Genomic DNA, 18,968 nt, shown 5'->3' with positions numbered 1-18,968 from the left:
GAGCTAACGACCGTCATGCCGACCTCAGTATCTCTGCCGGCCCTCGGGGAGAGCGTCACCGAAGGAACCGTCACCCGCTGGCTCAAGCAGGTCGGTGACACGGTTGCCGTCGACGAGCCCCTGCTGGAGGTCTCGACCGACAAGGTCGACACCGAGATCCCCTCGCCCGTGGCCGGCACCCTGCTGGAGATCAAGGCCGCCGAGGACGAAACCGTCGAGGTCGGCGCGGAACTCGCCGTCATCGGCGACGCCGGCGAATCCACCGCCTCCGACTCCAACCAGCCGGCCGCCGAGCAGGACGAGGCCCAAGCTCCGGCCGAGGCCGAGCCGCAGGCCGCACAGCAGACCGACGCCCCCGCCGAGCAGCAGGCGGAGGCCGAGCAGACCTCCGCGCCGCAGGAGCAGGAATCCTCGGGCGATGCGGCCACGGAGCAGCCGGCCCCGGCCGAGGCCGCTCCCGCGCAGCAGGCATCCTCCGGGGGCAACTCCGGTACGTCGGTAACGCTCCCGGCGCTCGGTGAGAGCGTCACGGAAGGCACCGTCACCCGCTGGCTGAAGCAGGTCGGCGACGACGTCGCGGTCGACGAGCCGCTGCTCGAGGTCTCCACCGACAAGGTCGACACCGAGATCCCGTCCCCGGTCGCCGGCAAGCTGCTGGAGATCAAGGTCGCCGAGGACGAGACCGTCGAGGTCGGCGCCGAACTCGCCATCGTCGGCTCCGGCGACGCAGCCCCCGCCTCGGCCCCCGCAGCCCCGGCAGCCCCCGCCCAGTCGGCCCCGGGCCCGGAAGCTCAGGCCCCGGCCCAGCAGGCTCAGGCTCCCCAGGCTCAGGCTCCGGCCCAGCAAGCTCCGGCACCGCAGGCCCAGGCAGCTCCCGCTCCGCAGTCGGCACCCGCCCCGGCGCAGCCCGCCGCTCAGGCTCCCGCCCCGCAGGCGGCTCAGCCCGCAGCCCAGGCTCCGGCACCGCAGGCGACCCGCACCCAGGCACCCGCACCGCAGGCCGTACCTTCGGCCCCGGCAGCGTCGTCGAACGGCTCCTCCTCCGACAGCCCGAACTACGTCACCCCGCTGGTCCGCAAGCTGGCCGCCGAGCACCAGGTCGACCTCGGCTCGGTACAGGGCACCGGCGTCGGCGGCCGCATCCGCAAGCAGGACGTGCTTGCTGCTGCCGAGGCCCAGAAGGCCGCGGCAGCCGCAGCTCCGGCCCCGGCCGCCGCGTCCAGCTCCGCCCCCGCGGCGAAGTCGGCTCCGGTGGTCAGCCCGCTGCGTGGCACCACCGAGAAGATGAGCCGGATCCGCAAGGCCATCGCCAACCACATGGTCAACTCGCTGCACGTCTCGGCGCAGCTGACCACCGTGGTCGAGGTGGACGTCACCGAGATCGCCAAGCTCCGGAACGCGAAGAAGGCCGAGTTCCGGGCCCGCGAGGGCGTCAAGCTGTCCTTCCTGCCGTTCTTCGCGCTCGCCGCGGTGGACGCGCTGAAGCAGTACCCGAAGCTGAACGCGTCGATCAACGACGAGGCCGGCGAGGTCACGTACCACGCGGCCGAGCACCTGGGCATCGCCGTCGACGCCGAGAAGGGCCTGATGGTCCCGGTCGTGCACAACGCCGGTGACCTGAACATCGCCGGCCTGGCCAAGAAGATCGCCGACCTGGCCGAGCGCACCCGGACCAACAAGGTGCTCCCGGACGAGATGGCCGGCGGGACGTTCACGATCACCAACACCGGCAGCCGCGGCGCGCTGTTCGACACCCCGATCCTGAACCAGCCGCAGGTCGGCATGCTCGGGACCGGCGCGGTCGTCAAGCGCCCGGTCGTGATCACCCACCCGGAGCTCGGCGAGACGATCGCGATCCGGCAGATGGTCTACCTGGCGCTGACCTACGACCACCGCCTGGTCGACGGCGCCGACGCGGCCCGCTACCTGACGGCGGTCAAGCAGCGCCTCGAAGAAGCCCAGTTCGACGTCTGACCAACCCGAGAAGCCGGAGCTGTGTGACTCGTGAAGTACGTGCTCGCCGGCTCTTCCGGCTTCCTCGGTAAGGCACTCGCGCGGGACCTGGTGGCTGACGGCCACCAGGTCACCCGCCTGGTACGGCGCGAACCGTCGCAGCCGAGCGAAGTCCGCTGGGACCCGGCTCGTGGACAGCTCGATCCCGCCGCGCTCGAGAATGCCGACGTCATCGTCAACGTGGCCGGCGCGAACATCGGCCGGCCCTGGACGCCGGCGTACCGGAAAGTCATCCGGGAGAGCCGGGTCAGCACGAACGCCACGCTCGCCGCGGCGGCCGCGCAACTGGAGCAGCGGCCGGTGTTGATCACGCAGAGCGGCATCGGCGGCTACGGCAAGGACTGCGGCGACCGCATCCTCACGGAGGAGTCCGAACTCGGCGAAGGCTTCCTCTCCGACGTAGTACGAGTCTGGGAAGGCGCCACCGACCCAGCCCGCGATGCCGGCTGCCGAGTCGTCGCGCTGCGGACAGGCGTAGTACTAGACCGCGCAGCCCCAGCTTTCCAACTGCTCTCCCTGCCGTTCCGCCTAGGCTTCGGCGGCCGCCTCGGCTCAGGCAAGCAGTACTTCCCCGTCGTCTCCCTAACCGACTGGCTCCGAGCCGTCCGCCACTGCGCCGAAACCAACCACGTAGCCGGCCCAGTCAACGTGGCCCTCCCCAACCCAGTCACCAACCAAGACTTCACCAAGGCCTTGGGCGCAGCCCTACACCGCCCAACCCTTGTCCCAGTCCCCTCCTTCGCTCTCAAAACCCTCCTAGGCGAATTCGCCTGGGAACTACTAGGCAGCAAACGAGCCCTCCCCAACGCCCTGCTGTCCTCCTCCTTCACCTTCACCCACCCCACCGCAGCAACAGCCCTAACCGCAGCCCTGACGTAACCCCCGCTCGACCGTCGTCCGCCAAGCGTGTGTTGTGAGGGTCGGGCAGGGAAAGGCTTGGCATCGCACCTCGCGGTGGTGTGGGTTGAGGTCAGGCTCTGGTTATTGCGGCTATTCGCCAGTGGCCGGCGGTGGTGGTGACGGTGAGGCGGCGGGTGGTTGGTTGGCCTGGTGGGAACTGGGTTCGCTGGCCGGAGGCGGTGACTGCTGCTCCGGAGATGAGGCGGTCGACTATGCGTAGTACGACGGTTGTTTGGCCTGGGGTCTCTACAGTCACCGCGTGGATTTGTAGGCGGAGTGCTTCGATGCGGATGTGCTGCTTGCGGTAGGAGGCGAGGAGGGCGCGGTCGGCGGACCACGGTGAGCTGCCGCGGACGTAGACGGCGTCGAGTTGAGCTGGGTTGAGGGTCGCGAAGGCGCGGGACCGGCCGGCATCCAAACCCTCCAAGATGCGCAGCCATTTGGCGCTCTCCGCCGACCTCGATGGATTTGTTGGGGTTGTATGCGGGCCACCTCGTGGGTGCGTCGGCTTGGTACGTGAGACGGGTGGAGTCGGCACTGGCGTGGGGGTTGATTTCGGCGGCGTCCGCGGTGGGGTGGTGGGTGCGGAGGGCGTGGGCGCGGATGGGGTGCGTGAGGTCGGCGTGGTGGTGGGCGTCGAGGTGGCTGCGGAACCTGCGGTGGGTTGGCCGAGAACGCCGAGGGTCGCGAGGGCGATGACGAGTGTCGTCAGAGCACCTGCGCCGCAGGCTGCGAGGATCCCGTACGCCGCGCGCCTCGTCCGCAGGGTTCGGAGTACTGCGCGACTTGTTCTTTGCCGACTTGATTCGCGTCCGATCGTTCTGCGGTGACCGGAACGGTGTCGGTTTCGAGCGGGGCTCGCCCGCGCGAGGCGGCCGCTCTCCTGCGTTCGCCGGGCGAACCTACGCCGCAGTCCGCGGCCTCCGGACCTCCGCGAAGAACCTCGCTGACTCTTCGTACCAACTCCGGTGGAGTACGAGCTGACAGCGGTGGAATCCCAAGCGGGCCAGCTGTTGAACGCAGAAGAGGACGCCGCCGAGGTGTCGCTTGGAGGTGACGCCTTAGTCGGCCCGCCGGAATCTGTGGATAGCGCCGACCAGGTGTGGCCGACGGGCAAGCCTGTTGAGTTGGTTGCGGCGGGCGAGCCGGCGGGTGCAGGCGACGATGCCGACGGGGTCGAGGGCGGGGTCGGTATCCGCGTCGGGGTCGGGGTCGGCGTGGGGCGCGGGATGGGGACGTCGTTGGTGGGCGGCTTCGTTGGGGTGGGTGGAGTTGGCGAGGGGGTGAAGATCGAGCGCCAAGCATTCCAGGTGTCGGAGTCAGTGGATGGTGGCGATGGCGGGCTGGCTTCGGGGGCGGGCGGCTCGGCTGAGGGGCGCGAGACGGCGGGCGTCGGCCGAGAGGTGGGTGAGGTGGTGCTTGTGGCCGTTGGCTCTGTCGGGGAGATCGGAGCAGACGGGGCCCTCGGCTCGCGGGATGGGAGCGAGGGGACGTGAGCAGGCGATGGACTCGCCTCGGTAGTTGAGGTGGGTGAGGGGGTGGAGTGCGGCGCGAGCTGGTCGGCGTCGGTCGCGGGTGAGTTGGTTGGGGTCGGTGGGAGGGCGGGGTGGGTTGGCGGGGTTGCGGGGGCGGGGCCGGGTGCTCGCGGGGTGGGTGAGTTGGTTGAGGGTGGACGAGTTGCGAGGGCTGGGCGAAGTGCTTGTGCAGTGGCGTTGGGGATGGGTGAGGCGATGCTTGTGCTCGGCGGATCTGCCGGGGAGACCGCAGTCGGCGCAAACCCAGATTCGGTGGTGGTAGGAGCGGGTGGGTCGGTTGGCTGGATGGTGGGGGTTGGGTTGTCTTTGGTGAAGCCGAGGTGGATGGGGAGGGGGTGGGCGCGGAGGAGGGATTGGTGGGTGAGGGTTTCGGGTGTGGTGGTGAAGAGGGACGGGGGGAAGGTTTTGGGGTCGCCGCCGGCTTGGTAGGTGATGGTGGCTAGGGCGGTGAGGTCGGCTTGGGGGGTGAGGTCGGTTTGGGGGGTGGGGTGGGCTTTAGAGGTGAGGTCGGCTTCGGGGGTGCTGGGTGGGGCTTGGGTTCGGAGGCCGGCGTCGGTGATGACTGGGCGGCCGTCGGCGTCGAACATGATGTCGCCGATGTTGAGATGACCGTGGGTGAGGCCGGTTTTGTGCAAGGTGGAGAGGGCTTCGGCCAGTGGGCTGATCAGGGTCACCAGTTCGCCGGGCGAGAGGGCGCCTCGGCGTTCCAAGAGCGACGTGAGCGTGCCGGCGGCGACGTACTGGCTGAAGAGGAGCCACTCGCGGTCGGACTCTCTGACTTCGAGGAGTCGGGCGATGTGGGGGTGGTCGATGGTTCGGACGAGGTCGAGGTCTGCGAGGAGGTCGCCGGGGACCGCGACGGCGGCCTTGGGGATGCGTTTGAGCACAGCGTGCCGCCCGGTGGCCAGGTCCCGGAGCAGCCAGACGGTGCCGGCTGATCCAGACCCGAGCCCCCGGCGCAGGCTGTAGCCGGAGAGGTCTTCGAGTGCCATACCCAAGAGAGTGCCCGGATCGGCGCCGGCGGGCCGGAAGTTATCCACAGGCACCGGGCCGAACGCGGGGCTGTGGACGGCGACGAACGAGCGGCGAACCGGACGCCTACACTCGAAGGCGTGAGGGCTATCAAGTTTGTGGAGGCCGGCTTCGGAGCCGACGCGGTGGACTACGAGCAGGCGTGGGCAGAGCAACGGCGTCTGCATGCGGAGGTTGCCGAGGGCACCGGTTCTGACACGGTCATCCTGCTCGAGCACCCGCCGGTCTACACGGCCGGCAAGCGCACCGAGCCGCACGAGCGACCGCTGGACGGTACGCCGGTGGTCGACGTCGATCGCGGCGGCAAGATCACCTGGCACGGGCCGGGTCAACTGGTCGGCTATCCGATCGTGAAGCTCGCCTCACATGTGTACGTCGTGGACTACGTCCGCCGGCTGGAGGAAGCGTTGATCGCGGTCTGCGCCGACCTCGGCGTGCGGACCGGGCGGGTCAAGGGGCGCAGCGGCGTTTGGGTGCCGGCCGATGAGCGTGGGCGGGAGCGCAAGATCGCGGCGATCGGGATCCGGGTGGCGCAGGGCGTGACGATGCACGGGTTCGCGCTGAACTGTGGGAACGACCTGACCTGGTTCGACAGGATCGTGCCGTGCGGGATCTCCGACGCCGACGTCACCACACTGTCGAAGGAGCTCGGCCGGGAGGTGCCGATCGCGGAGGTCGTTCCCCCGGTACGACGCCACCTCGAGGTGCTGCTGTCCTGGCAGGACTACGACCGTTCTCCCGACCTGGGCCAGGAGAACGACCCAACCCCCACCGGAATCACCTACGGCCTCACCGTCTGACCATCTGACCGTCTGACCGTCGTCGAGCATTCACTGACGCGCTCGGTGAGTTGCTGGGTGGTGGCTGCGTTGGGCGCTGGAGTGTTTCGCCGCGGGCCGCGGGCCGCGGCGGCTGGCGCCTGGACTGGTTACCGGCGGCGGTGTTGGGGGTGGCGCTGCTTGCGGTGGCGGGTCTTATCGGGTGGCACGGGCGGGATCTGTTCGGCACTGCGGCATTCGGGTGGTTGGCGGGTCTCGGCGGTGCGGTCGTCGTGCTGCTGGTCTGGCTGGTGACAGCTGGCGATCCGATGCCCTGAATCAGCGGACGGTGGAGACGTAAAGATTGCGCGAAGTGTCGTCGCTGTGCGGAGGGTAAACGTCGCTACGGTGGGGATGTGTCCAAATTTCTCGGCTTCCTCCTTGGCATCGCCGTAGCGCTCGTCGGGCCGGCCATGTTCGGTGTCCTCGCGGCGGACGGCGGTATCAAGCTGAATGCGAAGGAGATGGCGCTTGCCTATGGCATCGGTGCGCTGATCTTCTGGACCGTGGTGTCGTACTTCTCGGGTGCCGCCGCACTCGGTGCGGCGCTGACCTTCGGCGCGATGATCTACACCGTGCACTGGATCCCCAACCGCACGACGAACTTCCTCAACGACGTCCCCGGGGTGACCACCGGGATGATCGACGGGATCAAGCAGTACACGCAGAACGGTGTCGTGCCGATCCTTGCGGTGATCTCGTTGGTCTTCGCCATCCAGTCGATCGTGCGGACGGTGCAGCAGCGCCGGCGGGAGCGCGCCGAGGCGGAGCGCCTGCAGCGTGAGCAGGAGGCCGCGGTCCAGGCGCAGCAGGTGCCGGAGGCCCCCGCGGCGCCGGCGGCGTACCCGGTTGCCGGGGGCGACTACCAGCCGGACAGCCGGTTCGCGAGCAACTTCGGGAACAGTAGCTACGACGACCTGTTCGAGGAGGAGCCGACGCCGTTCAAGCCGCGCAGTCAGGCGGATGAGCAGACGGCGCAGTTCGCTCCTGGTACTGCGGTGATGCCGGCTGACCGGGACGAGACGCCGGAGGCCGAGGAGACGCGGCTGGTACCCACGGATGCCGATGAGACGGTGATGGTGCCGACGGCGGACAAGACGGTTGCCGACGGCTCCGATGCGGACCAGACAGTAGTTGCCGCTCCCCCGCAGTCTGAGGCGGAGCAGCCGGTTCCGGTGCCGGAGCCCGAGGAGCCTAGGCAGGTCGCACCGCGAGTCGCAGGCGGAACACCGGAAGCCGGTACGCCGCAGGCAGGCGGCCCGGAAGCCGCACAGGGTGTGGCACCGCAGACGGAGAGGCCCGAAGAGCAGCAGGTGCCGGCAGGTGAGCCGGAGGCTCCCGAGCGCATGGCGCCGTCAGCAGCACCGATGCAAGGCGGGCCGGCTGCGGGGGCGCAGGTAGGCGGGCAGGGCGCCGCTCCGCAGGAGCACGCGGAAGAGGCTGCTACGCAGCAGGTACCGGTAGATGAGCCGCGCGCGGAAGAAGCTGCTGCGCAGCAGGTGCCTGTGAGTGAGCCGGAGAGGCAACCGATGGAAGAGACGCAGCCGATGCCGGTCAATGAGCCTAAGGAGTCGAGGCCTCAGGCGCCTCAGGCTGCTTTCAACCGGCGGGAAGAGGTTGGGCAGCAGTATCGGGAGCGGATGGATCCGCCGGATGTCGACGACACCGGCGAGTTCCACGTCGGCGCGTTCGAGGCTCCCCCGAAGCAGACGATGATGGAGTTCCCGGGCCAGTTCCGGTCCTGAACCCAAAAAGCAGCCCCGCTGAGAACCTCAGCGGGGTTGTTCTAGCTTTCAGGCAACGTGCATACGTTGGTGCTGCCCCCAGCGGGCATGTTCGGCGAAGGCCTCGTCATAGGCGTGCACCGCCATCTGGCAGACATCCCCAGCCATCTGGGCCCGGGGCGAATCGGTGCTCCAGGCAATCATCAGCCGCCGGTGGATCGGGTCGCCTGCCAGCGGACGGGTGATCACGTCGCTGGACAGCATCCGGTACGACGTCGGCGAGATCAGCGCCACCCCCTGCCCACTCGTGACAAACCCCATCAGTACCGACGTGTCCACCGAGTGATGCTCGATCTTCGGCTGGAACCCAGCCTGCTCACAAGCAGCCCGGAAGAGCACATGGAACCCGCTGTCATCCGGCGGCTCCCCGATCCACTCCTCGTCGGCCAGCTCGGCCAGGTCGATCTCCCCGCGATGCCGGCTGGCCACCGCCTTCGGATGATCAGCCGCCAGTACGACGTACGCCGACTCCGATTCGACGATCGTGCACGCGTCGACACCGGTCGGCAACCGCAGCTCGAACCCCGGGAACTCCCGCAGCAGAGCGAAGTCGAGTCGCCCACTCTCCAGTTGCTGCAGCAGCACACTGGTGGCCCACTCGACCTCGATGCTGACCTGCTCGATCTCGCCGTGATCGCGCAACCGGCTGGCGATCCCCGACATCGGTGCGGTCGGGAAACCGCCCAGCCGTACTGCGCTGGACTCGACCGCGGTCATCGCCGACACCGTCGCGGACAGATGGTCCACGTCGACGAGGATCGCGCGCGCCCGGTCCACGGCGTACCGGCCGAGGGCGGTCGGGGTGACCCCGGTGCGCGAACGCTCGAACAGGGCACCGCCGAACGCCGACTCGATCCGTTTGAGCTGCGCGGTCAGGCTCGGCTGGCTGACCTTCAGCCAACGGGCGGCCCGCCCGACGGAGCCCGCTTCTGCCACCAGGACCACTACCCGCAGGTGGCGCAACTCGACGTTCATGCGTTGTGACCGTAGTCGAGGTCCGCCGTCCGGACACAGTTATCCCGTATTGCGGTTTCGTCACAGCATCCACAAACGGTGTAACACTCGCCGCCCCAGCGCGATAAGTCATGACGCGTCGAGCGAGATCGCCTCCCGGTACCCGAGACGTCGGCCGGTCTGCAGCAGTGTCCGCTCGTACAGCCGGGCCCCGAGCCGGACCACCAGCACCGTCGTCACCAGCAGGATCGCGATCGCCAGCAGCGGCTGCCACAGCGGCACGTTCTCGGTCAGCATCCGTCCGGGCATCGCCATCGACGACGCGATCGGGACAAACGAGGCCCACTCCTTGGCCTCCGCGCCGGCGAAGGCCGAGAAGAAGAACGGCACCATCAGTACCATCTGCCCCGGCAACGTCGTCGAGCCGAGGTCCTCCTGCCGGGTGGCCAGCGAGCCGGCCACCGCCCACAACCCCGCCAGCGCGACGAAGCCGAGCACGAAGAACACCACGAACCAGCCCGCCACCGGCGCGATCACCGAGAGGATGTCGGCCTGTCCAGTCGCCAGCAGCCCGATCAGCGAGGCAGCGGCGATCACCACGATCTGGCTCAGCGCCAGCACCGTGTTGCCGATGATCTTGCCCCACAGCAGCGCCCGGATCGGGATCGCGGCGGCCAGGATCTCGACCACCCGGCTCTCCTTCTCCTGCACGACGCTCTGCGCGATCATCATCCCGAAGCTGAGCGCGGTGATGTAGAAGACCAGCGCGAGCCCGATATTGACGAAGTCGGCAACGACCTCGGGCAGTGGCCCGGGATCCAGCAACCGCTCCTGCACCTGGGTCCCAGCCCGCAACTGCTCAGGCGTCAGACCGGCACGCGCCGCGTTCTGCTCCATCCCGAGGTTCCCGGCCGCTTCCCGCAGGTTGTTCTGCAGGCTCGTCGAGACCCGCTGCTTGCCCAGTACTTCGAATCCGTCCTTGCCCGGCAGCAACGCGGCGTCCACGTCACCGTTCAGGACGAGCTGCTCGGCCGCCGCGACATCCGCGGTACGGGTGGCTTCGTAGCTGTCGCCGCCCTTGATCGAGTCGGCGACGGCCACCACCTTGGCGCCGGCGTCGTCCACCACCGCGATCTTGTCGGGGCCACTGTTGCCCGCGATCAGGGCCGGCAGGATGATCGCGGCCAGCACGACGATCAGCATGAACGCCGTCGAACCGAGGAACGTCTTGTCGCGGATCTTGGTACTGATCTCGCGCTGGGCCACCAGTTGCCACGGGTGCCGCAAGGTCTCGCTCATCGGGTCGCCTCCCGGAACACGTCGCTCAAGGCCGGCCGCTCGGGACTGAACTCGAGCACCGGCCCCCGGCTCATCGCCTGCTGCAGAACTTGTTGCACAAGGCCCCCATCGTCATCCCCCTCGACCTCGAACAGCGCCGTACTCCCAGCCACGTCACGAACTACCACACCTGATACGTCGCGCAGCCAGCCGGCGTCACCGTCGACCACCAGCCGGTACGCCGTCGTCGGCCCAGCCGCGAGTTCCGAAACGGGGCCTGCGGCAACGACCTTGCCACGGGACAGCACCACCAGGTCGTCGCAAAGCCGCTCGACCAGCTCCAACTGGTGACTGGAGAACAGCACCGGTACCTGCGGGGTGACCTCTTCGCGGAGCAGGTCCACCATTGCGTCGACGGCCAATGGGTCGAGGCCGCTGAACGGCTCGTCCAGCACCAGCGCGATCGGCTCGTGCACCAGCGCCGCGGCGATCTGCACCCGCTGCTGGTTGCCCAGCGACAACGTCTCGAGTGCGTCGCCCGCGCGCTCGGCGAGCCCGAGCCGGCCGAGCAGCTTGTCGGTCCGCTCCCCCGCCCGCAGCGAGTCCAGCCCGTGCAAGCGGCCGAAGAACACCAACTGGTCGCGGATCTTCATCTTCGGGTACAGCCCGCGTTCCTCCGGCATGTAGCCGAAGTCGCGCCGTACGCCGGCCGTCAACGGCTCGCCGTTCCAGGTCACCGCACCGCTCCCGGCCGCGAGCACGCCGAGAATGATCCGCATCGTCGTCGTCTTGCCGGCCCCGTTCGCTCCGACGAACCCGGTCATCCGGCCGGGCCGTACGTCGAAGCTCACGCCGTCCAGCGCGAGGTGATCACCGAACCGCCGGGTCAACCCAGCCACGCTCAGCATCCCGTTCACCGTTCCTCTGCTACTCCGGCCCCCTGGACCCGGACGCACGCCCGGACCGCTCCCATCCCTGGGAGTAGCCACCACGCTAGCCAGCCCGCGCCTCGCAGTACGTCGGCCCGCAGGGTGATCAGTCATGTCATCCGCACGACGGACAGCCCAGGCCCACAGCTCGCCACTCCAGAGGAACGTCCTGGTCGGCCCCCGGCCCACTACGGTTGGCTGGTGAGGTCCGTCCGCTCCGCACTACGAACCGTCCACCGCCTGTTGACCGACGACAACGTCGATCTCTGGTTGCTCACCGCGGCAGCCGGTGTCTTCACCGTTCTCGGCATCGTCGACGTCGCCAGCATGAGCGTGCTGAGCTCGGCGATCCTCGCCCTGCTCGCAGCCCTGGCCGTCGCCCAGATCCGCTCTCGCAAACTGGTCGCGGAGATCGCGTCCCATCGCTCCGGGGCCAAAGAGGTACTGCTGCGCGACTTCCCCGCTGACCTGATCAAACGCCGCGCCGAGGCCGACGACGTGCTTCTCATCGGCATCTCGATGGCACGCACTGTCCAGGGCGCCCGCGACGACTTCTACCGCGCGCTGCTTCGAGGCGCGACGATCCGGGTCCTGCTGGTGGACCCGACCGACGAAGCGCTGATCAGGCAAGCGTCGCTGCTCCGCCCAGCCGGCCGAGCCGCGTTGCTGGCACAGCGGATCAGCTCGACTCTGGACGAACTGACCGAACTCAAGGACAGCACCAACGGCAAGCTGGAGATCCGGGTGGCGCAGTTCATCCCACCCATCGGCGTCAACCTCCTCCGCGGCCGCGCCCACCCAGCCAGCATCACGATCCAGCACCCCGAACTCCGCCCAGCCACCGAACCCGGCCCCATCCTCCACTTCGAAGAACAAGACGGCGGCTGGTTCACCTTCTACGCCGAAGAAGCCGAACGCCTCTGGACAACCGCCACCCCCTGGCCACCAACCCAGCAACAGAAGCTCGCCGCGATCGCCCGGCCCACCTTCGTCGATTCGTTCGGGCCGGAACTCCTCACGGCGATGGACTCCGCCCAGGACCTGTTCATCACCGGCGTCGGGCGGACGACGCTGCTGACGCAGCATTACAGCAAGTTCGAACGCTGGCTCAAGCGCGGCTGCAGGATCCGGATGCTGCTCATCGAACCCACCTCGCAGGCGGTCGAAATCGCTGCCGAGCGGTACTACGCCGAGCGATCACCGGAGTCGGCCAGAGCCCGGATCGAGCAATCGCTGCGTCTGCTCGCCGAACTCGCCGACACCACCGGCGGTGAACTCGAAGTACGCCGGACGCAGCACCCGATCCCGCTCGGCATCATCGCCGTGGACGCGCCAGAGTCCCACCGCGGCCCGTCCTCGGCGCTCTTCGCGGAGTATTACACCTACCAAGCCGAGGGTGAGCCGAAGTTCGTCCTGCAGCCCGCCGACCCGTGGTTCGGCCAGTTCCTCGCCGAAGCCGAGCAAGTCTGGACCAGCGCGTCCTCGTAGCTCAGTGCTCGTCGCCCGGTACTACGAGGCCGCATTCGTAGGCGAAGACGACTGCCTGGACTCGGTCGCGGAGGCCGAGTTTGAGGAGGACTCGGGAGACGTGGGTTTTGACGGTGGCCTCCCCGACGAACAACGACGTGGCGATTTCGGTGTTGGTCAGGCCACGGGCGATCAGGCCGAGGACCTCGCGTTCGCGTTCGGTCAGGTCGGCCACCAGATCCGGGCGGTAGACGCGTTCGCCGCCGCCGGTGAATCGCTTGATCACCCGGCGGGTCACCTCAGGTGCCAGCAGCGCGTGGCCGGAGTGGACCACCTCGATGGCTTCGACCAGATCCTCGGGAGCGGTGTTCTTCAGCAGGAAGCCGCTGGCGCCCGCGCCGAGTGACTCGAACAGGTAGTCGTCCCGGTCGAAGGTCGTCAGGATCACCACCTTGCCCGCGTCGGCGGCCACGATCCGCTGCGTCGCGGCGATGCCGTCGAGGCCGGGCATCTGAACGTCCATCAGGACGACATCCGGCCGCAGCTCCAGCGCCAGCTCGACCGCCTTCTCGCCGTCGGCGGCCTCGCCGATCACCTGGATGCCCGGCTCCACCGACAGGATCATCTTGAAGCCCGCCCGGACCAGGTCCTGGTCATCCACCAGCAGGACGCGCATCGGCGTACCGGCCTCACTCATTTCTCTGGTTCTCCTTCGGGAGGTACTGGCTGCAACGGGATCCTGGCGCGGACCCGGAAGCCGCCGACCGGGCGGGGCCCGATCTCGGTTTCGCCGCCGAGCAGGCTGACCCTCTCACGGATCCCGACGTGGCCCAGCCGGCTGCCGACCGGCGCGTGCTTCGGGCGGCCGTCGTCGATCACCTCGACCTCGACCGCGGTGTCGTCCAGGTAGCGCAGCGTGACGTGCGCACTGCGCGCGGTCGAGTGCCGCCGGACGTTCGTCAGCGCCTCCTGCGCGATCCGGTAGACCGACACCGAGATCGTCTCCGGCAACTTGATCGGCTGGCCGATCTGATGGAACCCGACCGACAGGACGTCACTGTTCGCCGACGAGACCAGGGCCGGCAACCGGTCCGCGTTCGCCTGCGGAGCCTTCCCGACCGGTACGCCGAGCTCGTCGTCCAGCTCGGGATCGGCGGCGCGGAGCATGCCGAGGAGTTGCCGCATCTCGTTGACCGCGGTCCGGCTGGAGTCCTCGATCACGCTCAGCGCGTTCTTGGCCGCCTCGGGATCGGACTCCATCACCCGGCGCGCGCCGCCGGCCTGGATACCGATGCTGCTGATGTGGTGCGCGACCACGTCGTGCAGTTCCCGCGAGATCCGCAGCCGCTCGTCGATCACGGCCCGCCGCGCGTTCGCCTGCTGCTGGGTGGCCAGCTCGTCGGCCTGCTGCTGGAGCTCGTGACGCTGCCGGGCGACTCCCCACGCAGTACGGCCCCAGAAGTAGGCACCGAAGAAGTAGAGGATGTTGATCGCGGTGTTCAGCACCACGAACGACACGTACGGCGACAGCAAGCCCTGATCGGCACCCTTGATCGCATCCGTCTGCAGTGCCTTGACGAAGCCGTGGAAGAGCCAGACGAACATCATCACGAAGACCAGGACCAGCACGATCTTCATCCGGCGGCGGTCCTGCGCCCAGGCGACCGCGGAGTACATCGCCATGAACTGTGCGATCTGCGTCACAAGATTCCCGGCGAAGGCGAACGGCACCCGCTCGCCGGCCACGAAGAAGATGACCGACACGAGCAGTACGACGGTCAGCGGGAAGCGCCGGCGGAAACACAACGGCAGGGCGATCGCGGCGCTCAGGACGTACGCCTCGATGCCACCGGCCCCCATGTCCACGTCACCGGGCGCGACCGACTTCGCCAGCTCGGTGGCGATCAGTCCGGCGACGGCCATCCCCAGCCCCAGCGCGATGTCCCGGTTCAGCCCGCGACGATCCGGCATCGGCCGCGGCCAGACGCCGCCCGACGTACCGGTCCCTGGCGGCGTGCCGGGCTGCGAAGTGGACACGGAGGTGGACATGGTGGCCCAGCCTACGGGTGGGCTCGCCCGGGTCGCGGGAGCGCCGCGTACTCTGGTGGGCGTGACGATCGCCCCAGAAGGACGGAAGCTGCTCAGACTCGAAGTGCGCAACGCGGAGACCCCGATCGAGCGCAAACCCGAGTGGATCAAGACCCGCGCGAAGATGGGCCCGGAGTACCAGAAGCTGCAGGCGCTGGTGAAGTCCGAGGAGCTCCACACCGTGTGCCAGGAAGCCGGCTGTCCCAACATCTTCGAGTGTTGGGAAGACCGTGAGGCCACCTTCCTGATCGGTGGCGACCAGTGCACCCGGCGGTGCGACTTCTGCCAGATCGACACCGGCAAGCCCGAGGCGCTCGACCGCGACGAGCCCCGCCGGGTCGCCGAGTCCGTCACCAAGATGGGCCTGCGCTACGCGACCGTCACCGGGGTCGCGCGCGACGACCTCCACGACGGCGGCGCCTGGCTGTACGCCGAGACGATCCGCCAGATCCACGCGCTGAACCCCGACACCGGGGTGGAGATGCTCGCGCCCGACTTCAACGCGGTGCCCGAGCAGCTGGCCGAGGTGTTCTCCTCGCGGCCCGAGGTGTTCGCGCACAACGTCGAGACGGTGCCGCGGATCTTCCGCCGGATCCGGCCCGGCTTCCGCTACGAGCGCTCGCTCGACGTGATCACCCAGGCTCGCGACTACGGCCTGGTGACCAAGTCGAACCTGATCCTCGGCATGGGCGAGACCCGCGAGGAGGTCAGCCAGGCGCTGACCGACCTGCACGAGGCCGGTTGCGAGATCATCACCATCACCCAGTACCTGCGCCCGTCGGTGCGGCACCACCCGGTCGAGCGCTGGGTCCGGCCGGAGGAGTTCGTCGAGATGAAGGAGGAGGCCGAGGAGATCGGCTTCGCCGGAGTCATGTCCGGACCGCTCGTGCGTTCGTCGTACCGGGCCGGTCGGCTGTACCGTCAGGCTGTGGAGTCGCGGATGACGTCGGCGGCCCAGGATGCCTAGGACCTCGATCAAAAACGGACAAAGGTAGAGATGGCCAAGAACGACGCGCCCGCAGAGAAGAAGACCGGCCGGCTCAAGCAGATCCGGTCGGCGTACCAGCTGACCAAGAAGTCCGACCCGCGGATCGGGCTGATCCTCGCCGGGATCTTCCTCGGTGTGTTCGCGATCTTCTTCGCCCTCGGCTGGTTCGTCGGCCCGCTGATGATCTGGCTCCCGCTGGGCGTCGCGCTCGGCTTCCTGGCCACCACGGTCATCTTCGGCCGCCGGGTCGAGAAGGCGGCGTACAGCCAGATCGAGGGGCAGACCGGTGCGGCCGCCTCCGCGCTGCAGACGCTGCGCCGCGGCTGGAACGTGACGCCGGCCGTCGCGGTCACCAAGAACGCCGACATCGTGCACCGCGTCGTCGGCCGGCCGGGCATCGTGCTGGTCGGTGAGGGCCAGCCGAGCCGGGTGAAGAACCTGCTCGCCGCCGAGGGCAAGAAGCACAACCGGGTCGCCGGTGGCGCCCCGGTGATCCAGATCGTCGCCGGCCAGGGCGAGGGTGAGATCGACATCCGCAAGCTGACCAAGCACGTGATGAAGCTCCCGCAGGCGCTGCAGCCGTCGGAGATCACCGATCTGCTCCAGCGGCTGAAGGCGCTCGACGCCGTCCGCCCGCAGGTGCCGATGCCCAAGGGTCCGGTGCCGACCAGCATGAAGGGCGCCCGGCAGGCCATGAAGGGCCGCTGAAAGGCCGCAACGGTCGCTGATCCGCGGTCGGTCAGCCGGTCGATCGACGCGGTCCTCGTTCGTCAGACAGGGTGAGAAACATCCTTTTTCGAGCGAGGAGGTAACGCAATGGTGGTCGACGACGTTTTCCCTATCGTGACCAGTGCTGACCTGGAGCGGCTGCTGCCGTTCTACACCGACGTGCTCGGCGGCGAGCTGGTTTACCAGTTCCCGCCGCAGGGCGCACCGGCGTACGTCAGCCTGCGCTTCGGGACGGCCTCGCTGGGGCTTGGCCACGACCCGGAGTACAAGGCTGCCTCGGGGACGCCGGCGATCTCGCTGTGGCTGTACGTCGACGACTGTGATGCCACGGTCGAGCGCGTCCGGGCCGCGGGTGGACGGATCACCGAGGAAGCGACCGACCAACCGTGGGGCGAGCGGATCGCGCGCGCCGAGGACCCCGACGGCAACCTGCTCATCTTCGGCCAGCGAGCCGGCCAGCCCGCCCCGTAGCGAGTGCCGTTCCTCGTGTCGCACCCGCTGGTCGTCGTCCGGCCTTAGGGTGCGACCAGGAACGGATGAAACCCGAGGTAGACAGATGACCGACCTATACCCCGCCGTGCACCAGCCGGCGGTGGAGACGTGGCCGTCGTTGACGGCGCCGCGCTCCAACCCGGTACGCCGGGCCGGCGCGCACGCCGCGTTGCGCCTGATCGCGCGAGATCTGCCTGCCACCATCACGCTGGACAACCGCCGGTACGGGCTGGGTGGTCCCGCGATGCTGGTCCACCGGACCGGCCCGTTCCTCGACCGGCTCGGCCACGACGCGGGCTCCGGCTTCGGCGAGGCCTACCTGGCCGGCGACTGGGACCCCGAGCCGGGCACCGACCTGGCCGACCTGCTCGTGCCGTTTGCGCAGCGGTTCAGTTCTGAGCAGGACCGCCATCTGCTGCCGAAGTGGGCCCAGTCGCTCCGCTGGCTGGTGACCCGCTCGCAACCGTCCGACCAGGAGAACGACCGGGCCGGCGCCCGGGAGAACATCTCCCGCCACTACGACCTGAGCAACGCGATGTTCGCGGAGTTCCTCGACCCCACGCTGACGTACTCCGCGGCGCTGTTCGACCAGCAGCCCGAGTCCGACCTGGCGACGGCGTCGTACGACGAACTGACCAACGCGCAACTGCGCAAGCTCGACGCGATCCTGGACGCGGCCGGCGTACGGTCCGGGTCCCGCGTGCTCGACATCGGCTGCGGCTGGGCGAGCCTGGCGATCCGGGCGGCGCAGCGCGGCGCCTGGGTCACGGCCATCACCATCGCGTCGCAGCAGGCGCTGCTCGCCCAACGGCGGATCGCCGATGCTGGGGTGAGTGACCGCGTGCAGGTCGCGCTGCGCGACTACCGCGACCAGATTGGTGTCTTCGACGCGGTGCTCAGCGTGGAGATGATCGAGGCGGTCGGCGAGAAGTACTGGCCGGTGTACTTCGACGCGATCGAGCGGCGGCTCGCACCGGGCGGCAAGGCCGTCGTCCAGGCGATCGTGATGCCGCACCAGCGCATGCTGGCCACCCGGAACACCTTCACCTGGGTGCAGAAGTACATCTTCCCCGGCGGCCTGATCCCGTCGGTCGACGTGATCGAGCAGGTCACCGCCCAGCACACCGGCCTGCAGGTCGAGGTACTGCGGCACCTCGGCCCCGACTACGCCCGGACCCTGCGGATCTGGCGCAACCGCTTCATCGAGCGCTGGCCCGCCATCGCCGACCTCGGCTTCGACGGCACGTTCCGGCGGATGTGGGAGTTCTACCTCGCCTACTCCGAGGCCGGTTTCCGGGCCGGCTACCTGGACGACGTACAGATCCTGCTGACCAAGCGATTCGGCTAGCGGGCTCAGCGGCGGACGACGATGGTGCCCGCGGCGAGGTCGTGCAGGCCGCGGCGCTCCTTGTCGAAGATCACGGCCGGCAGGACCAGGCAGATCAGCAAGGTGCGGATCGCGCCGCCCAGGAGACCCACCTGCGCGGCGTACCCGGTGCCGCCGCCCTTGGTGCGGATCACCCGCAGGCCGAGCAGGCGGTGACCGATGGTGGCGCCGGCCAGGCCGGTCAGGATCGCTGACATGGCGAAGAAGATCACCAACTGGGCGGTGTTGAAGTCGTTGCCGCCGGCCCAGATCGGTTTGCCGACCACGGCCGAGGCGATCAAGCCGGCCAGCAGCCAGTCGGCGAGCAGGGCGCCGAACCGGCGGGCCCAGCCGGCCACCGAGCCCGGTCCCGCCTCGGGCAGACCGAGACGGTTGCCCGGATATCGGTACTCCTCGGTGGGTCCCGCCCCGGATTGCGCAGATGATGCCATGATGACGAGGCTAGTGCCTCGGGTCAGAGGTCCTAACGAGGTGGTCCGGGGATCTCTCAGCCCCGTCCGCCGCACACCAGTGGGTCAGCGCGGACACGCTGGGCGTAACATCCGCGAAACATTGGGGTCACTGCCGAGTAATG

18 protein-coding genes and 1 pseudogene are annotated in these 18,968 nt (G+C 68.8%); 11 read left to right on the top strand and 8 right to left on the bottom strand.

The annotated features are described in order from the left end of the window. Nucleotides 1–15 precede the first annotated feature (15 nt). Both sucB and ACQPYM_RS16500 read left to right on the top strand, forming a co-directional pair. Nucleotides 16–1,974, top strand: a complete 1,959-nt coding sequence (gene sucB / locus ACQPYM_RS16505) for a 2-oxoglutarate dehydrogenase, E2 component, dihydrolipoamide succinyltransferase (RefSeq protein ID WP_433021531.1) — start codon at nucleotides 16–18, stop codon at nucleotides 1,972–1,974. Nucleotides 1,975–2,004: 30 nt separating this feature from the next. Further along, on the top strand, nucleotides 2,005–2,892 hold the full coding sequence (locus ACQPYM_RS16500; RefSeq protein ID WP_433021529.1) for a TIGR01777 family oxidoreductase: 888 nt from the start codon (nucleotides 2,005–2,007) through the stop codon (nucleotides 2,890–2,892). Between the two features lie 91 nt (nucleotides 2,893–2,983). Here ACQPYM_RS16500 and ACQPYM_RS16495 read toward each other — a convergent pair whose 3' ends face one another. After that, on the bottom strand, nucleotides 2,984–3,331 hold the full coding sequence (locus ACQPYM_RS16495; RefSeq protein WP_433023538.1) for a hypothetical protein: 348 nt from the start codon (nucleotides 3,329–3,331) through the stop codon (nucleotides 2,984–2,986). Nucleotides 3,332–3,881: 550 nt separating this feature from the next. Here ACQPYM_RS16495 and ACQPYM_RS16490 point away from each other — a divergent pair. Further along, nucleotides 3,882–4,409 (top strand): hypothetical protein, encoded by a 528-nt coding sequence (locus ACQPYM_RS16490; RefSeq protein ID WP_433023536.1) that lies wholly within the window; start codon nucleotides 3,882–3,884, stop codon nucleotides 4,407–4,409. 617 nt (nucleotides 4,410–5,026) lie between these two features. Here ACQPYM_RS16490 and ACQPYM_RS16485 read toward each other — a convergent pair. After that, nucleotides 5,027–5,440, bottom strand: a pseudogene (locus ACQPYM_RS16485) (protein kinase domain-containing protein); the annotation flags it as partial. A 120-nt stretch (nucleotides 5,441–5,560) separates the two neighbouring features. Here ACQPYM_RS16485 and lipB point away from each other — a divergent pair. The 3 genes from lipB to ACQPYM_RS16470 all read left to right on the top strand — a co-directional run bounded on the left by lipB (nucleotide 5,561) and on the right by ACQPYM_RS16470 (nucleotide 8,043). Beyond that, nucleotides 5,561–6,280 carry a lipoyl(octanoyl) transferase LipB gene (lipB, locus tag ACQPYM_RS16480; protein WP_433021527.1) on the top strand — a complete coding sequence of 240 codons (720 nt, stop codon included), beginning with the start codon at nucleotides 5,561–5,563 and terminating at the stop codon, nucleotides 6,278–6,280. Between the two features lie 149 nt (nucleotides 6,281–6,429). Then, nucleotides 6,430–6,576, top strand: a complete 147-nt coding sequence (locus ACQPYM_RS16475) for a hypothetical protein (protein WP_433021525.1) — start codon at nucleotides 6,430–6,432, stop codon at nucleotides 6,574–6,576. A 78-nt stretch (nucleotides 6,577–6,654) separates the two neighbouring features. After that, the gene (locus ACQPYM_RS16470) at nucleotides 6,655–8,043 is read left to right on the top strand and encodes a hypothetical protein (RefSeq protein WP_433021523.1); all 1,389 of its coding nucleotides are present in this window, start codon (nucleotides 6,655–6,657) and stop codon (nucleotides 8,041–8,043) included. A 48-nt stretch (nucleotides 8,044–8,091) separates the two neighbouring features. Here the strand turns inward: ACQPYM_RS16470 and ACQPYM_RS16465 are convergent, their stop codons facing one another. From ACQPYM_RS16465 to ACQPYM_RS16455, 3 genes are all read right to left on the bottom strand, one after another. Further along, complete coding sequence (locus tag ACQPYM_RS16465; protein WP_433021522.1) at nucleotides 8,092–9,057, bottom strand: LysR family transcriptional regulator; 966 nt, start codon at nucleotides 9,055–9,057, stop codon at nucleotides 8,092–8,094. Between the two features lie 108 nt (nucleotides 9,058–9,165). Next, complete coding sequence (locus ACQPYM_RS16460; RefSeq protein WP_433021520.1) at nucleotides 9,166–10,335, bottom strand: ABC transporter permease; 1,170 nt, start codon at nucleotides 10,333–10,335, stop codon at nucleotides 9,166–9,168. Next, nucleotides 10,332–11,222, bottom strand: coding sequence for an ABC transporter ATP-binding protein (locus ACQPYM_RS16455; protein WP_433021518.1), 891 nt, complete (start codon nucleotides 11,220–11,222; stop codon nucleotides 10,332–10,334). Before ACQPYM_RS16455 ends, ACQPYM_RS16460 begins: the two co-directional genes overlap by 4 nt. 222 nt (nucleotides 11,223–11,444) lie before the next feature. On the opposite strand from ACQPYM_RS16455, the gene ACQPYM_RS16450 reads away from it, so the two are divergent. Beyond that, on the top strand, nucleotides 11,445–12,731 hold the full coding sequence (locus tag ACQPYM_RS16450; protein ID WP_433021516.1) for a hypothetical protein: 1,287 nt from the start codon (nucleotides 11,445–11,447) through the stop codon (nucleotides 12,729–12,731). A gap of 1 nt (nucleotide 12,732) precedes the next feature. Here the strand turns inward: ACQPYM_RS16450 and ACQPYM_RS16445 are convergent, their stop codons facing one another. Further along, complete coding sequence (locus ACQPYM_RS16445) at nucleotides 12,733–13,407, bottom strand: response regulator (RefSeq protein ID WP_433021514.1); 675 nt, start codon at nucleotides 13,405–13,407, stop codon at nucleotides 12,733–12,735. Further along, the gene (locus ACQPYM_RS16440) at nucleotides 13,404–14,759 is read right to left on the bottom strand and encodes a sensor histidine kinase (RefSeq protein WP_433021512.1); all 1,356 of its coding nucleotides are present in this window, start codon (nucleotides 14,757–14,759) and stop codon (nucleotides 13,404–13,406) included. Before ACQPYM_RS16440 ends, ACQPYM_RS16445 begins: the two co-directional genes overlap by 4 nt. A gap of 61 nt (nucleotides 14,760–14,820) precedes the next feature. Between ACQPYM_RS16440 and lipA the strand changes: the two genes are divergently transcribed. The 4 genes from lipA to ACQPYM_RS16420 all read left to right on the top strand — a co-directional run bounded on the left by lipA (nucleotide 14,821) and on the right by ACQPYM_RS16420 (nucleotide 18,355). Then, complete coding sequence (gene lipA, locus ACQPYM_RS16435; protein ID WP_433021510.1) at nucleotides 14,821–15,765, top strand: lipoyl synthase; 945 nt, start codon at nucleotides 14,821–14,823, stop codon at nucleotides 15,763–15,765. 30 nt (nucleotides 15,766–15,795) lie between these two features. Next, a complete protein-coding gene (locus ACQPYM_RS16430) occupies nucleotides 15,796–16,494 on the top strand; it encodes a DUF4191 domain-containing protein (RefSeq protein WP_433021508.1) in 699 nt (232 codons plus the stop codon). Nucleotides 16,495–16,602: 108 nt separating this feature from the next. Further along, on the top strand, nucleotides 16,603–16,986 hold the full coding sequence (locus tag ACQPYM_RS16425) for a VOC family protein (protein WP_433021506.1): 384 nt from the start codon (nucleotides 16,603–16,605) through the stop codon (nucleotides 16,984–16,986). An 85-nt stretch (nucleotides 16,987–17,071) separates the two neighbouring features. Then, nucleotides 17,072–18,355, top strand: coding sequence for a class I SAM-dependent methyltransferase (locus tag ACQPYM_RS16420; RefSeq protein WP_433021504.1), 1,284 nt, complete (start codon nucleotides 17,072–17,074; stop codon nucleotides 18,353–18,355). Nucleotides 18,356–18,360: 5 nt separating this feature from the next. On the opposite strand, the gene ACQPYM_RS16415 is transcribed toward ACQPYM_RS16420, so the two are convergent. Continuing rightward, complete coding sequence (locus ACQPYM_RS16415) at nucleotides 18,361–18,825, bottom strand: RDD family protein (protein ID WP_433021502.1); 465 nt, start codon at nucleotides 18,823–18,825, stop codon at nucleotides 18,361–18,363. Between the last annotated feature and the right edge of the window lie 143 nt (nucleotides 18,826–18,968).

It is taken from the genome of Kribbella sp. CA-294648 (assembly GCF_050943845.1).
Taxonomy (GTDB): Bacteria; Actinomycetota; Actinomycetes; order Propionibacteriales; family Kribbellaceae; genus Kribbella.
Note: the sequence above shows the minus strand (reverse complement) of the source record. Positions and strands in the feature narration are given on the sequence as shown.

Excerpts from the sequence above, each read along its gene's own strand:
- sucB (WP_433021531.1), top strand. The coding sequence starts at position 16 with ATGCCGACCTCAGTATCTCTGCCGGCCCTCGGGGAGAGCGTCACCGAA.
- ACQPYM_RS16465 (WP_433021522.1), bottom strand. The coding sequence starts at position 9,057 with ATGAACGTCGAGTTGCGCCACCTGCGGGTAGTGGTCCTGGTGGCAGAA.
- ACQPYM_RS16460 (WP_433021520.1), bottom strand. The coding sequence starts at position 10,335 with ATGAGCGAGACCTTGCGGCACCCGTGGCAACTGGTGGCCCAGCGCGAG.
- ACQPYM_RS16455 (WP_433021518.1), bottom strand. The coding sequence starts at position 11,222 with ATGCTGAGCGTGGCTGGGTTGACCCGGCGGTTCGGTGATCACCTCGCG.
- ACQPYM_RS16445 (WP_433021514.1), bottom strand. The coding sequence starts at position 13,407 with ATGAGTGAGGCCGGTACGCCGATGCGCGTCCTGCTGGTGGATGACCAG.
- ACQPYM_RS16440 (WP_433021512.1), bottom strand. The coding sequence starts at position 14,759 with ATGTCCACCTCCGTGTCCACTTCGCAGCCCGGCACGCCGCCAGGGACC.
- ACQPYM_RS16430 (WP_433021508.1), top strand. The coding sequence starts at position 15,796 with ATGGCCAAGAACGACGCGCCCGCAGAGAAGAAGACCGGCCGGCTCAAG.
- ACQPYM_RS16425 (WP_433021506.1), top strand. The coding sequence starts at position 16,603 with ATGGTGGTCGACGACGTTTTCCCTATCGTGACCAGTGCTGACCTGGAG.
- ACQPYM_RS16420 (WP_433021504.1), top strand. The coding sequence starts at position 17,072 with ATGACCGACCTATACCCCGCCGTGCACCAGCCGGCGGTGGAGACGTGG.
- ACQPYM_RS16415 (WP_433021502.1), bottom strand. The coding sequence starts at position 18,825 with ATGGCATCATCTGCGCAATCCGGGGCGGGACCCACCGAGGAGTACCGA.